The sequence below is a fragment of the unidentified bacterial endosymbiont genome, from assembly GCF_918797525.1.
Lineage (GTDB): Bacteria > Pseudomonadota > Gammaproteobacteria > Enterobacterales > Enterobacteriaceae > Enterobacter.
This window is the reverse complement of the sequence record NZ_OU963893.1, coordinates 3,665,600-3,678,808: the sequence shown is the minus strand read 5'-3', so window position 1 is coordinate 3,678,808 and position 13,209 is coordinate 3,665,600. Positions and strand designations below refer to the sequence as shown.

The following is a 13,209-nucleotide window of genomic DNA, read 5'->3' as shown; positions in this document are numbered from 1 at the left end:
ACGGCTCCTGTTTAAGTTAAGACTTGGTTTGTTCTGACTGGCCTGCGGCCGAAGCTTGTTGTTTCTCGTCAGATTTCACTTCCTGTGCTTTTACCTGCGCGCCAGGACGAACTTTTTGCAAACCAGTGATAATCACGCGATCGCCATCTTTCAGACCTTCCGTCACCAGCCATTTGTCGCCAATCGCCTGAGTGGCGGTAATATTGCGGGTTTCGACTTTTTCATCGGCACCGACAACCAGCGCGCTCGCATCGCCACGCGGTGTTCGGGTTACGCCCTGTTGAGGCACCAGAATGGCGGTTGGGTTGGTCCCTTCTTCCAGACGTGCGCGAACGAACATTCCTGGCAGCAGATTTTTATCCGGGTTTGGGAAGATCGCACGCAGGGTGATGGAACCGGTGGTCTGATCGACTGTCACATCAGAAAATTCCAGGGTGCCTGTCTGCGGGAACTTAATACCGTCGTTGGTCACAAGCTCCACTTTAGCCTTGCCGTTTTCCTGTTTCAGGGTGCCGTTTGCCAGCTCTTGTTTCAGGCGCAGGTAATCGTTACTGGACTGAGTGACGTCAACGTAGATCGGATCAAGCTGCTGCACGGTAGCCAGCGCGGTGGTTTGTCCGTTTTGCACCAAAGCCCCTTCCGTCACGGAAGATTTACCAATGCGACCGCTGATAGGGGAGGTCACTTTGGTATAAGCCAGGTTAATGCGTGCCGTCTCAACCGCGGCTTTTGCTGCAACGACGGCTGCGCTGGTCTGCTGCGCATCAGCCAGGGCTGTATCGTAGTCCTGTTGGCTGATGTACTGGGTGCCAAGCAGTTTTTTATAGCGGTTCAGTGTTAGCTGGGAAATTTTGGCAGCCGCTTCTGCTTTTGCCAGATCGCCTTTCGCGCTTTCAAACGAGGCCTGATAGGTGGCTGGATCAATCTGATACAGAGACTCACCCGCTTTCACATCACCGCCTTCGGTGAAGTTACGTTTCAGGATGATGCCATTTACCTGAGGACGAACTTCCGCGATACGGTATGCGCTGGTGCGGCCTGGCAGTTCTGTTGTCATCTGTAGGGGTTCGGACTTCAGCGTCACGACACCCACTTCGGGTGCCTGTTGCGCTTGTTGTTGAGCCTGTTTGTCGTCACATCCTGTAAGCGCTAAGCTGCCTGAGAGCATCAGAACGACCGCCAGAGGCGTTAACCCTCTGTTTTTGTTCATATGTAAACCTCGAGTGTCCGATTTCAAATTGATCAAGGGTCCTGAGTCTAAAAACCCATTGCTGCGTTTATATTATCGTCATGCTATGGTACATACATTCATAAATGTATGTAAATCTGACTCCTGTAAATTCACTGACGTATGGCACGAAAAACCAAACAACAAGCGCTGGAAACCCGACAACACATCCTGGATGTGGCAATGCGTTTGTTTTCTCAGCAGGGCGTTTCGTCGACCTCGCTGGCGCAGATTGCTCAGGCCGCGGGCGTCACGCGGGGAGCGATTTACTGGCATTTTAAAGACAAGTCAGATCTGTTTAGCGAAATCTGGCAACTCTCAGAGTCCAGCATTAGCGATCTTGAGAATGAGTATCGGGCAAAATTCCCTGACGATCCACTCTCAGTATTAAGAGAAATATTAGTATATATCCTTGAAGCAACGGTAATTGAAGAACGCCGCAGGCTAATGATGGAGATTATTTTCCATAAATGTGAGTTTGTGGGGGAGATGGCTGTCGTCCAGCAGGCACAACGTAGCCTGTGTCTGGAGAGTTATGATCGCATCGAACAGACGCTGTCCCAGTGTATGCAGGCCAACATGTTACCGGCAAATTTACTCACCCGACGGGCGGCGATCCTGATGCGAAGCTATATATCAGGGCTAATGGAAAACTGGCTTTTCGCACCGCAATCTTTTGATCTCAAACAGGAAGCGCGTAGCTATGTCGCTATTTTCCTGGAGATGTGTCAGTTCTGCCCGACGCTTCGCGAAGAGGTGTTGAGCCCCGCCAGGAATTCTCCCGAAGGTTAACGTTGCCGCTATTCTGCTTCAGGAGAGCGTGATATTCTGCACGCCGACTATTTTCGGTCATCTTCTGACATCATTCACGACTATGCTGCACACCAATCGCTCGCAACATCCTGTTCTTGCATTTCTTTTTGCGACGCTGTTTTTCTTTGCGACAGCACCGCTTTCCTGGGCCCGCGCCGATAACAGCAATGATATCCCATCGCGTGCCGATATTCAGTCGCAACTCGACACCCTGAACAAACAAAAAGATCTCTCTGCTCAGGATAAACTCATCCAGCAGGATCTCACCCAAATGCTGGAGTCGATTGATAAAATCGAGCGTACAAAAGCCGAAACTGCGCAGCTTCGCCAGAAGGTCGCGCAGGCTCCGGAGAACATGCGTAAGGCAACGGTTTCCCTGAATGCCCTGAGCGACGTCGATAACGATGACGAAACGCGCAAAACGCTCGCCACGCTTTCACTGCGTCAGTTGGAGTCGCGGGTCGCGCAACTGCTGGACGACTTACAAACCGCCCAGTCCGATCTGGCGACCTACAACAGTCAGCTTGTCTCCTTGCAAACCCAGCCTGAGCGAGTGCAAAACGCCATGTACACTGCGTCTCAGCAACTACAGGAGATCCGTAACAGTCTTAACGGGACGTCGGTCGGTGACGGGGCGCTACGCCCGACACAGCAAACGTTACTCTTAGTCCAGCAATCGCTGCTTAATGCGCAAATTGAACAGCAGCGTAAGAGCCTGGAAGGGAACACGGTGCTGCAGGATACGCTGCAAAAACAGCGTGACTACGTCACGGCGAACATTAATCGCCTGGAGCATCAGCTACAGCTATTGCAGGAAGCCGTAAACAGTAAGCGCCTGACATTGACTGAGAAGACCGCCAAGGAAGCGGTAACGCCTGACGAAACCGCCCGTATACAGTCTAACCCGCTGGTGCAGCAGGAGCTGGAGGTTAACCATCAACTGAGCCAGCGCCTGATTCAGGCGACCGAAAGCGGTAACACGCTGGTTCAGCAAAATATTAAAGTGAAAAACTGGCTGGATCGCGCGCTGCAGGCCGAGCGCAACATCAAAGAACAGATTGCGGTCCTCAAGGGCAGCCTCCTGCTGTCGCGCATTCTTTACCAGCAGCAGCAGACGCTGCCGTCCGCCGATGAACTTGAGGACATGACCAACCGCATCGCTGATTTACGTCTCGAGCAATTTGATGTCAACCAACAGCGTGACGCACTTTTCCAGACCGATAGCTTCGTTGCCAAAGTAGAAGAAGGCCATTCCAGCGACGTGAACAACGACGTTCACGACGCGCTGCTGCAGGTGGTAGATATGCGCCGCGAGCTGCTCGACCAACTCAATAAACAGCTCGGCAACCAGCTGATGATGGCGATTAACCTGCAAATTAATCAACAGCAGTTAGTCAGCGTCTCCCAGAGTTTGCAGGGGATCCTGACCCAGCAAATTTTCTGGGTGAACAGCAATAAACCGATGGACTGGGACTGGATTAAATCCTTCCCTGAAACGCTGAAGGCCCAAATTAAGAGCATCAAAATCACCGTTAACTGGGAAAAAGCCTGGCCCGCGGTGATGATTGCCTTCCTCGCGGGGTTGCCGCTGCTGCTGATTGCCGGCTTAATTCGCTGGCGTCTCGGCTGGCTAAAAAATTACCAGGCGAAGCTGGCGGGTGACGTCGGGCAATTGCGTAACGACAGCCAGCTTCACACGCCAAAAGCGATTCTGATTGACCTGATCCGCGCGCTGCCGGTGTGTCTGCTGATTCTGGCCGCCGGGCTCATTTTGCTCACCATGCAGCTGAATATCAGCGATCTGCTGTGGGCTTTTAGCAAGAAGCTGGCGCTGTTTTGGCTGGTGTTTGGCGTGAGCTGGAAAGTGCTGGAGAAAGACGGCGTTGCGGTGCGTCATTTCACTATGCCTGAACAACTGACCAGCCACTGGCGCCGCCAGATTGTGCGTATCAGCCTGGCGCTCCTGCCGCTGCACTTCTGGTCGGTCGTTGCCGAGCTTTCCCCGCTGCATCTGATGGATGACGTGCTGGGACAGCTGGTCATTATGCTGAACCTGCTGCTGATTGCCGCCCTGATGTGGCCCATGTGCTTCGATAGCTGGCGCGACAAAGAGTCCCATAACATTCGTCTGGTCACCGTGACGGTACTGGGGCTGATTCCTCTGGGGCTGATGGTGCTCACGGCGACGGGATACTTCTATACCACGCTGCGCCTCTCCGGACGCTGGATAGAAACCGTCTATCTGGTAATTGTCTGGAACCTGCTTTACCAGACGGTGCTGCGCGGCCTGAGCGTGGCCGCCCGGCGTATCGCCTGGCGCCGCGCGATTGCACGCCGTCAGCATCAGGCGAAAGAGGGCGCAGAGGGGGCGGAACCGCAGGAAGAACCCACTATCGCCCTGGAGCAGGTTAACCAGCAGACGCTGCGTATCACCATGCTGGTGATGGTGGCGCTGTTCGGGGTGATGTTCTGGGCGATTTGGTCCGATCTGATCACCGTATTTGCCTATCTTGATAGCATTACGCTATGGCATTACAACGGTACCGAGGCCGGGGTGACGGTCATGAAAAGCGTGACCATGGGCAGTCTGCTCTTTGCGCTGGTTTCGCTGGTGGTGGCCTGGGCGCTGATCCGCAACCTGCCGGGCCTGCTGGAAGTGCTGGTGCTGTCGCGTCTCAAGCTGCGTCAGGGGGCATCTTATGCCATCACTACTATCCTGAACTACGTGATCATTATCGTTGGCGCGATGGTCATATTTGGTTCGCTTGGCGTGTCGTGGGACAAACTGCAGTGGCTGGCGGCCGCGCTCTCCGTCGGTCTTGGTTTTGGTTTGCAGGAGATCTTCGGTAACTTTGTTTCTGGTCTGATCATCCTGTTTGAACGTCCGGTACGTATTGGCGATACCGTCACCATCGGCACTTTCTCCGGTTCCGTCAGCAAGATCCGTATTCGCGCCACCACGATTACGGATTTTGACCGTAAAGAGGTGATCATTCCGAACAAAGCGTTCGTGACCGAGCGTTTGATCAACTGGTCGCTTTCCGACACGGTGACGCGCGTCGTGATCCGCCTTGGCGTGGCCTATGGTTCGGATCTGGATAAGGTCAAAGAGGTGTTGTTGCAGGCGGCGGCCGAGCATCCAAAAGTGATGCACGATCCCGCGCCATCAGTATTCTTCACGACTTTTGGCCCGAGCACGCTGGATCACGAGCTACGTTTATACGTGCGTGAACTGCGCGATCGCAGCTATACCGTGGATGAGCTGAATCGTTCTATCGATCGTTTATGCCGTGAAAACAACATTAATATCGCCTTCAACCAGCTTGAGGTCCACCTGCGAAACGAGAAAGGTGAAGAGCATACGGAAGTGAAGCGCGAGATTAAAGGTGACGATCCCACTCCCGCTTAACATCTGCGGATGTTTTCCCCTCAGGGAGAGCGCTGAGGTGAGGGCAATTTTCCCTCAAAATCCCGCTTAACAATCTCCAGCGCTTTCAGCACCGTTTCTGCCGGGAGTTGATGATTTTCCAGCAGCATAATTAAATCGACGGCCAGCTTGACCTCATCGGGGGCATTTTCCAGCGACATCAGTGTGGCTCCAGTTAGCGGGTCAGGCGTTCTATGACGCGTTCAATGTCTTCCAGCGCCTGACGGCAGCGGACCATACGCCCTTCAAGGGCAGTAATTTCCCGCATCAATAATTGTTGTTCTTCAAGCGTTTCTGCCGCGTTAAGCCGCATTTCACGCTCGCGTTTCATCTCAAACAGACGGCGTTCAAACTCCTGATTCTCCAGCCGTTTGCGTTGCCATTTGCCAGGACCCGGTGATGGGCTGTCCCAGACGCGCAGCGGCCAGGCGGCAATTTCACGGTGCAGGGCGGTGATTTGCTCCGTGAGATGCTCTGCAAGCCACACCACCTGTTCCTGCTGGTGATTCTCCACGGCATGGCGCAGTTCATCGAGATACGTTTGCGTCTCGGCAAGATAATCCCGGATTAGCGTACTGCGGGTTCGAAAGCGCTGCCGGTCAAAGCGCGGTTTTAGGGTGGCATGGCCCATCAGCGGTGTAGCCTGCGCGCGCAGTGCGGTTAGCTGATTTTGCAGTGTCTCCAGAAGCAAGTCTGTTTTCAATGCGCTCTCCAGTGGTAAAGTAGCCGTTCAGTTTGATAAAGATTCGCATTATGCAGCGTACTATTTTAATCATCATTGGCTGGCTGGCGGTAGTGCTTGGCACGCTGGGCGTGGTTTTACCTCTGTTGCCGACGACGCCGTTTATCTTGCTGGCGGCCTGGTGCTTTGCCCGCTCGTCACCGCGTTTTCACCACTGGCTGCTATATCGCTCGTGGTTTGGCGGCTATCTGCGTCACTGGCAAACACACCGGGCAATGCCGCCCGGCGCTAAACCACGGGCGATTGCCGTGATACTGATCACCTTCGCCATTTCATTATGGCTGGTGAAAATGATGTGGGTGCGCATCCTGCTGCTGGCGATCCTGACCTGCCTGCTTATCTTTATGGGGCGGATCCCCGTGGTGGGTGAAAAGCAACAAAAGCACTGATGCCTTATAAAGGCTGTTGCAATTATCGTGCGCAGCCAGTAAATTCGACCGTTTTCGAGCACAGGTGCGCCTGGTTAAAGGTTAAACAATTGTTGCCTTGATCGACTCTTTGCGCACTGTGAGTAACACTGTTTCATTTAGGCACAAACCGATGACCGCAACTGCACAGCAGCTTGAATATCTCAAAAACAGCATCAAAAGTATCCAGGATTATCCGAAACCTGGCATTCTTTTCCGTGATGTCACCAGCTTGCTGGAAGACCCGAAAGCGTATGCGCTCAGCATTGAACTGCTGGTCGAGCGATACAAAAACGCCGGGATCACTAAAGTAGTTGGTACCGAAGCCCGTGGCTTTCTGTTTGGCGCACCGGTTGCGCTGGCGATGGGCGTGGGTTTTGTGCCGGTGCGTAAGCCACGCAAACTGCCGCGCGAAACCATCGCCGAGAGCTACGAGCTGGAATACGGCACCGATCAGCTGGAAATCCACGTTGATGCCATCACGCCAGGCGATAAAGTGCTGGTGGTGGACGATCTGCTGGCAACGGGCGGCACTATCGAAGCAACCGTGAAGCTGATCCGTCGTCTGGGTGGTGAAGTGACCGACGCGGCATTCATCATCAACTTGTTCGATCTGGGTGGCGAGCAGCGTCTCGAAAAACAGGGTATTACCAGCTACAGTCTGGTCCCTTTCCCGGGTCATTAATCCCGGTTTTCACAACCTCGCTCAATGGGTGAGGTTGTGGTAGCATTCCCCTCTATAAATCCACCTTCCAGCGTTGCAGAGCCTGCCCATGAGTTATCAGGTGTTAGCCCGTAAATGGCGACCCCAAACCTTTGCTGACGTTGTCGGTCAGGAACATGTGCTGACGGCCCTGGCGAACGGCTTGTCGCTAGGTCGCATCCATCACGCCTACCTTTTTTCCGGCACCCGTGGCGTCGGCAAAACGTCTATCGCCCGTTTGCTGGCAAAAGGCCTTAACTGCGAAACCGGAGTTACCGCCACGCCGTGCGGCGTATGTGATAACTGCCGTGAGATAGAGCAAGGGCGTTTTGTCGATCTGATCGAAATCGACGCCGCCTCGCGCACCAAAGTCGAAGATACCCGCGATCTGCTGGATAACGTCCAGTACGCGCCAGCGCGTGGGCGCTTCAAGGTCTACCTGATCGATGAAGTGCACATGCTGTCGCGCCATAGCTTCAACGCCCTGCTGAAAACCCTGGAAGAGCCGCCTGCGCATGTGAAGTTTTTGCTGGCGACCACCGATCCGCAAAAGCTGCCGGTCACTATTCTCTCGCGCTGCCTGCAGTTCCATCTCAAGGCACTGGACGTTGAACAGATCCGCGCTCAGCTTGAACATATTCTTGATGAAGAGAAGATTGCCCATGAACCGCGTGCCCTTCAACTGTTAGCGCGCGCGGCTGACGGTAGCCTGCGCGATGCGCTGAGCCTGACCGATCAGGCCATTGCCAGCGGTGACGGCAAACTCTCCACCGACGCGGTCAGTTCCATGCTCGGCACGCTGGACGACGATCAGGCGCTGTCCCTAATCGAGGCGATGATTGCCGCTAACGGTGAACGCGTGATGTCGCAGGTCAACGCGGCTGCCGCCCGTGGCGTGGAATGGGAAGCGCTGCTGGTCGAGATGCTTAGCCTGCTGCACCGTGTCGCGATGCTGCAGCTTTCTCCGTCGGCCATGGGCACCGATATGGCAGCGATTGAACAGCGAATGCGTGAACTTGCCCGCACCGTACCGCCTGCCGATGTTCAGCTTTACTACCAGACGCTGCTGATTGGCCGTAAAGAATTACCGTTCGCACCGGACCGCCGCATGGGCGTTGAAATGACCTTGCTGCGCGCGCTGGCATTCCACCCGCGAATGCCGTTGCCCGAGCCGGAGGCGCCGCGGCAATCTTTCGCCCCGGCAGCCCCGACGGCAGTAATGTCGCCGCCGCAGACGCCGCCGCAGCAGTCGCAAAACGTGCCGCTGTCGAATGCCACCAGTTCGGTGCTTGCCGCACGGAGTCAGCTGCAACGCGCCCAGGGAGCAACCAAACCAAAAAAGAATGAACCGGCAGCGCCCGCAAGAGCGCGGCCGGTGAACAACGCCGCGCTTGAACGACTGGCCTCGGTAACGGAGCGCGTACAGTCGCGCCCTGCGCCGTCCGCGCCTGATCATCACGCCCCGGTGAAAGAAGAGGCTTACCGCTGGAAGGCAACCACCCTCATTGAAGAGGTTAAGGTTGAGGTTGCCACGCCGAAAGCGCTGAAAAAAGCGCTGCAGCATGAAAAAACAGCGGAACTTTCTGCGAAGCTCGCTGAAGAGTCGATTGAACGCGATGCCTGGGCCGCGGAGGTCAGTAAACTGCAACTGCCGAAGCTGGTTGAGCAGGTCGCGCTAAATGCGTGGAAAGAGCAGGACGGCAAACAGGTGCGTTTACATCTGCGCCCCGGGCAGCGGCATCTCAATTCTCCTGGCGCACAAAAAGCGCTGGCTGACGCGCTCGCCGCATTACAGGGGGGGCCGGTTGAATTGACTATCATTGAAGATGATAATCCGGCGGTGCGCACGCCACTGGAGTGGCGACAGGCCATTTATGAAGAGAAGCTCGCGCAGGCGCGCGAGTCAATTATAGCGGATAACAACATCCAGACCCTGCGTCGGTTTTTTGACGCCGATCTGGATGAAGAGAGTATTCGCCCCATTTGATCGTGAGTCTGACTTACGGTTTTAATCGTTAAACGTGAAAGAGAGAGAAGCCTATGTTTGGTGGAAAAGGCGGTCTGGGTGGCCTGATGAAGCAGGCTCAGCAGATGCAGGAAAAAATGCAGAAAATGCAGGAAGAGATCGCTCAGCTGGAAGTCACGGGTGAATCCGGCGCAGGTCTGGTCAAAGTGACCATCAACGGTGCGCACAACTGTCGCCGCGTTGAAATTGACCCAAGCCTGCTCGAAGACGATAAAGAGATGCTGGAAGATCTGGTTGCAGCCGCGTTTAACGATGCTGCTCGGCGTATCGATGAAACTCAGAAAGAGAAAATGGCCTCTGTTTCCAGCGGTATGCAACTGCCGCCGGGCTTCAAGATGCCCTTCTGATGCAAACCAGTCCGCTGCTCACGCAGTTAATGGAAGCACTGCGCTGCCTGCCGGGCGTTGGCCCGAAGTCGGCGCAGCGCATGGCGTTCACGCTCCTGCAGCGCGACCGCAGCGGCGGGATGCGCCTGGCGCAGGCTTTAACCCGCGCCATGTCAGAAATTGGTCACTGTGCAGACTGCCGTACCTTTACCGAGCAAGATGTGTGCAACATCTGCACCAACCCGCGTCGTCAGGAAAACGGTCAGATTTGCGTGGTGGAGAGTCCTGCGGATATCTACGCCATTGAACAAACCGGGCAATTTTCCGGCCGTTATTTCGTACTGATGGGGCATCTTTCCCCGCTGGACGGCATCGGCCCGGACGATATCGGTCTTGACCGCCTGGAGCAGCGTCTTGAATCGGAAACGATCAAAGAGGTGATTCTCGCCACCAACCCCACGGTGGAAGGCGAGGCAACGGCCAACTATATCGCTGAATTGTGCTCGCAGTATGGCGTTGATGCCAGCCGTATCGCCCATGGCGTGCCGGTTGGCGGCGAGCTGGAGATGGTCGACGGCACCACGCTGTCGCACTCTCTTGCCGGACGTCACAAGATTATTTTCTGACCAAACGGGGGCGGCATCCGCTGCCTCCGCTTGAAAATTTCCCCGCCTGGCCCCATCTCTCACTCAACGTGTAAAACCCCATTAAATGGCATTGTTGAGGTCGACTTAGATGAAAGGACAAGAAACCCGTGGTTTCCAGTCAGAAGCAACACAACTTCTGCATCTGATGAGCCATTCGCTCTATTCCAATAGAGAAATTTTTCTGCGCGAACTGATTTCCAACGCCTCGGATGCGGCGGACAAGCTGCGCTTTAACGCGCTTTCTAACCCGAATCTGTACGAAAACGACGGCGAGCTGCGCGTGCGTATCTCTCTTGATAAAGAGAATCGCACCCTGACCATCGCTGACAATGGTATTGGGATGACTCGCGACGAAGTGATCGACTATCTCGGCACTATCGCCAATTCCGGTACCAAAGCGTTCGTGGAGTCCCTTGGCGCCGACCAGGCAGGTGGCAGCAAGCAGATCGGCCAGTTTGGCGTAGGGTTCTACTCTGCATTTGTGGTGGCTGATAAAGTTACCGTCCGCACCCGTAAGGCCGGTGAAAGCGCCGAAAATGGCGTGTTCTGGGAATCAATGGGTAAAGGTAATTATACCGTTGATGACATCACTAAAGCGGAACGCGGGACTGAAATCACCCTGCATCTGAAAGAAGGCGACGATGATTTCCTGAACGACTGGCGCGTGCGCTCCATCATCAGCAAATATTCCGACCACATCGCGCTGCCGGTTGAGATTGAAAAACAGGAAGAGCAGGACGGTGAAACCGTTGTCTCCTGGGAGAAAATCAACAAGGCGCAAGCCCTGTGGACGCGCAACAAGTCTGAAATTAAAGACGACGAATACAACGAATTCTATAAGCACATCGCCCACGACTTTACCGATCCGCTGACCTGGAGCCACAACCGGGTCGAAGGTAAGCAGGAGTACACCAGCCTGCTGTACATCCCGGCGCATGCACCGTTTGACATGTGGAACCGCGATCACAAGCATGGCCTGAAGCTGTACGTGCAGCGTGTGTTCATTATGGACGATGCCGAACAGTTCATGCCGAACTACCTGCGCTTTACCCGTGGCCTGATTGACTCTAACGACCTGCCGCTGAACGTCTCCCGTGAAATTCTGCAGGACAGCGCCGTGACCCGCAACCTGCGCAACGCGTTGACCAGGCGTACGCTGCAGATGCTGGAAAAACTGGCGAAAGACGATGCGGAAAAATACCAGACCTTCTGGAAACAGTTCGGCCTGGTGCTGAAAGAAGGCCCGGCGGAAGATAGCGCGAACGCTGAAACGATTGCAAAACTGCTGCGCTTTGCCTCCACGTACACCGACTCTTCAGAGCAGACCGTGTCGCTGGAAGAGTATGTTTCGCGCATGAAGGAAGGGCAGGAGAAAATCTACTACATCACCGCAGACAGCTATGCTGCGGCGAAGAGCAGCCCGCACCTGGAGCTGCTGCGTAAGAAAGGCATCGAAGTGTTACTGCTTTCTGACCGCATCGATGAGTGGATGATGAATTACCTGACCGAATTTGACGGTAAAACCTTCCAGTCTGTTGCCAAAGCCGATGAGTCAATCGACAAGCTCGCAGACGACGTGGATGAAAGCGTGAAAGAAGCCGAGAAGGCGCTGGAGCCGTTCGTTGAGCGCGTGAAAACGCTGTTGGGCGAGCGCGTGAAAGAGGTGCGCTTTACTCACCGTCTGACCGATACGCCGGCGATTGTCACTACCGACGCTGATGAAATGGGCACCCAGATGGCGAAACTGTTCGCCGCTGCGGGACAGGCGATGCCGGAAGTGAAATATATTTTCGAGCTGAACCCGGATCACCCGCTGGTGAAACGTGCGGCCGATACCCAGGAAGACGCTCGCTTTGCCGAATGGGTTGAACTGCTGCTGGATCAATCTCTGCTGGCCGAGCGCGGCACGCTGGAAGATCCAAATCTGTTCATTAAACGCGTGAATGCGCTGCTGCTGGCGTAATTAAACACTGACCCCCTAACCCTCTCCCCTTTGGGACTGAGGGTTAGGGGGAGTCAACCGCACTATCCCAAATTATCTCCCTCATTAACCGTTTCAGCCTTCCCGCCTTCCTTGAGCCACATCCGTTCTAATGGTATTGTTTAGCGCTTTTGAAAAATTGAACCAACTTTTGAGGGGATTTTCGCAATGCGTATTATTCTGCTTGGCGCTCCGGGCGCGGGTAAAGGAACTCAGGCTCAGTTCATCATGGAGAAATACGGTATTCCGCAAATCTCTACCGGTGACATGCTGCGTGCCGCTGTTAAATCTGGCTCCGGGCTGGGCAAACAAGCTAAAGACATCATGGACGCAGGCAAGCTGGTTACCGACGAACTGGTTATCGCCCTTGTTAAAGAGCGCATTGCGCAGGAAGACTGCCGTAACGGTTTCCTGCTGGACGGCTTCCCACGTACTATCCCCCAGGCTGATGCGATGAAAGAAGCGGGCATCAACGTGGATTACGTTCTGGAGTTCGATGTGCCGGACGAGCTGATCGTTGACCGTATCATTGGCCGCCGCGTACATGCTGCCTCTGGCCGTGTTTATCACATCAAGTTCAACCCGCCTAAGGTTGAAGGCAAAGACGATGTGACCGGCGAAGAGCTAACCACCCGTAAAGACGACCAGGAAGAGACCGTGCGTAAGCGCCTGGTGGAATACCATCAGATGACCGCACCGCTGATCGGCTACTACAGTAAAGAAGCGCAGGCGGGCAACACCCACTACGCCAAAGTTGATGGCACCCAGGCCGTTGCTGACGTGCGTGCAGAGCTGGAAAAAATCCTCGGCTAAGTGCACCGTTCTCACCCGGACCTCCGGGTGAGAAAAATTCTCATTTTTCCTTTCACTGCAATTGGTTCCGTTTACGCGCTTTTCAGATACAATTAT

12 protein-coding genes and 1 other annotated feature are annotated in these 13,209 nt (G+C 54.7%); of the genes, 9 read left to right on the top strand and 3 right to left on the bottom strand.

Annotated elements, in window-relative coordinates; genetic code table 11:
* Window positions 1-16: 16 nt before the first annotated feature.
* A complete protein-coding gene (gene acrA / locus NL510_RS17655; RefSeq protein ID WP_253378793.1) occupies window positions 17-1,210 on the bottom strand; it encodes a multidrug efflux RND transporter periplasmic adaptor subunit AcrA in 1,194 nt (397 codons plus the stop codon).
* A 141-nt stretch (window positions 1,211-1,351) separates the two neighbouring features.
* On the opposite strand from acrA, the gene acrR reads away from it, so the two are divergent.
* Both acrR and mscK read left to right on the top strand, forming a co-directional pair.
* A complete protein-coding gene (gene acrR / locus NL510_RS17650; protein ID WP_253378791.1) occupies window positions 1,352-2,020 on the top strand; it encodes a multidrug efflux transporter transcriptional repressor AcrR in 669 nt (222 codons plus the stop codon).
* An 82-nt stretch (window positions 2,021-2,102) separates the two neighbouring features.
* Entirely contained in the window at window positions 2,103-5,450 is a 3,348-nt protein-coding gene (mscK, locus tag NL510_RS17645) for a mechanosensitive channel MscK (protein WP_253385000.1), read from the top strand.
* Between the two features lie 20 nt (window positions 5,451-5,470).
* On the opposite strand, the gene rsmS is transcribed toward mscK, so the two are convergent.
* Both rsmS and priC read right to left on the bottom strand, forming a co-directional pair.
* A complete protein-coding gene (gene rsmS / locus NL510_RS17640; protein ID WP_253378784.1) occupies window positions 5,471-5,629 on the bottom strand; it encodes a pleiotropic regulatory protein RsmS in 159 nt (52 codons plus the stop codon).
* 14 nt (window positions 5,630-5,643) lie between these two features.
* Complete coding sequence (gene priC / locus NL510_RS17635) at window positions 5,644-6,171, bottom strand: primosomal replication protein N'' (protein WP_253378782.1); 528 nt, start codon at window positions 6,169-6,171, stop codon at window positions 5,644-5,646.
* Window positions 6,172-6,221: 50 nt separating this feature from the next.
* On the opposite strand from priC, the gene NL510_RS17630 reads away from it, so the two are divergent.
* From NL510_RS17630 to adk, 7 genes are all read left to right on the top strand, one after another.
* Window positions 6,222-6,599: a DUF454 family protein gene (locus NL510_RS17630; RefSeq protein ID WP_253378780.1), complete on the top strand. Its 378-nt coding sequence runs from the start codon at window positions 6,222-6,224 to the stop codon at window positions 6,597-6,599.
* A gap of 151 nt (window positions 6,600-6,750) precedes the next feature.
* A complete protein-coding gene (gene apt, locus NL510_RS17625; RefSeq protein ID WP_253378778.1) occupies window positions 6,751-7,302 on the top strand; it encodes an adenine phosphoribosyltransferase in 552 nt (183 codons plus the stop codon).
* A gap of 88 nt (window positions 7,303-7,390) precedes the next feature.
* Window positions 7,391-9,307, top strand: coding sequence for a DNA polymerase III subunit gamma/tau (gene dnaX / locus NL510_RS17620; RefSeq protein ID WP_253378776.1), 1,917 nt, complete (start codon window positions 7,391-7,393; stop codon window positions 9,305-9,307).
* Window positions 8,637-8,701: a sequence feature (DnaX frameshifting element), on the top strand. It overlaps the preceding gene by 65 nt.
* A 53-nt stretch (window positions 9,308-9,360) precedes the next feature.
* A complete protein-coding gene (locus tag NL510_RS17615) occupies window positions 9,361-9,693 on the top strand; it encodes a YbaB/EbfC family nucleoid-associated protein (RefSeq protein WP_003858972.1) in 333 nt (110 codons plus the stop codon).
* Window positions 9,693-10,298 (top strand): recombination mediator RecR, encoded by a 606-nt coding sequence (recR, locus tag NL510_RS17610; RefSeq protein WP_008499298.1) that lies wholly within the window; start codon window positions 9,693-9,695, stop codon window positions 10,296-10,298. The genes NL510_RS17615 and recR overlap by 1 nt, the downstream gene beginning before the upstream one ends.
* A gap of 109 nt (window positions 10,299-10,407) precedes the next feature.
* A complete protein-coding gene (gene htpG / locus NL510_RS17605; protein WP_253378774.1) occupies window positions 10,408-12,282 on the top strand; it encodes a molecular chaperone HtpG in 1,875 nt (624 codons plus the stop codon).
* Window positions 12,283-12,468: 186 nt separating this feature from the next.
* Complete coding sequence (gene adk / locus NL510_RS17600; protein ID WP_253378772.1) at window positions 12,469-13,113, top strand: adenylate kinase; 645 nt, start codon at window positions 12,469-12,471, stop codon at window positions 13,111-13,113.
* Window positions 13,114-13,209: the final 96 nt, after the last annotated feature.

What these genes read in the sequence shown, in the direction of transcription:
- acrA (WP_253378793.1), bottom strand. Translation starts at nt 1,210, where the DNA reads ATGAACAAAAACAGAGGGTTAACGCCTCTGGCGGTCGTTCTGATGCTC.
- acrR (WP_253378791.1), top strand. Translation starts at nt 1,352, where the DNA reads ATGGCACGAAAAACCAAACAACAAGCGCTGGAAACCCGACAACACATC.
- mscK (WP_253385000.1), top strand. Translation starts at nt 2,103, where the DNA reads ATGCTGCACACCAATCGCTCGCAACATCCTGTTCTTGCATTTCTTTTT.
- rsmS (WP_253378784.1), bottom strand. Translation starts at nt 5,629, where the DNA reads ATGTCGCTGGAAAATGCCCCCGATGAGGTCAAGCTGGCCGTCGATTTA.
- NL510_RS17630 (WP_253378780.1), top strand. Translation starts at nt 6,222, where the DNA reads ATGCAGCGTACTATTTTAATCATCATTGGCTGGCTGGCGGTAGTGCTT.
- apt (WP_253378778.1), top strand. Translation starts at nt 6,751, where the DNA reads ATGACCGCAACTGCACAGCAGCTTGAATATCTCAAAAACAGCATCAAA.
- dnaX (WP_253378776.1), top strand. Translation starts at nt 7,391, where the DNA reads ATGAGTTATCAGGTGTTAGCCCGTAAATGGCGACCCCAAACCTTTGCT.
- NL510_RS17615 (WP_003858972.1), top strand. Translation starts at nt 9,361, where the DNA reads ATGTTTGGTGGAAAAGGCGGTCTGGGTGGCCTGATGAAGCAGGCTCAG.
- recR (WP_008499298.1), top strand. Translation starts at nt 9,693, where the DNA reads ATGCAAACCAGTCCGCTGCTCACGCAGTTAATGGAAGCACTGCGCTGC.
- htpG (WP_253378774.1), top strand. Translation starts at nt 10,408, where the DNA reads ATGAAAGGACAAGAAACCCGTGGTTTCCAGTCAGAAGCAACACAACTT.
- adk (WP_253378772.1), top strand. Translation starts at nt 12,469, where the DNA reads ATGCGTATTATTCTGCTTGGCGCTCCGGGCGCGGGTAAAGGAACTCAG.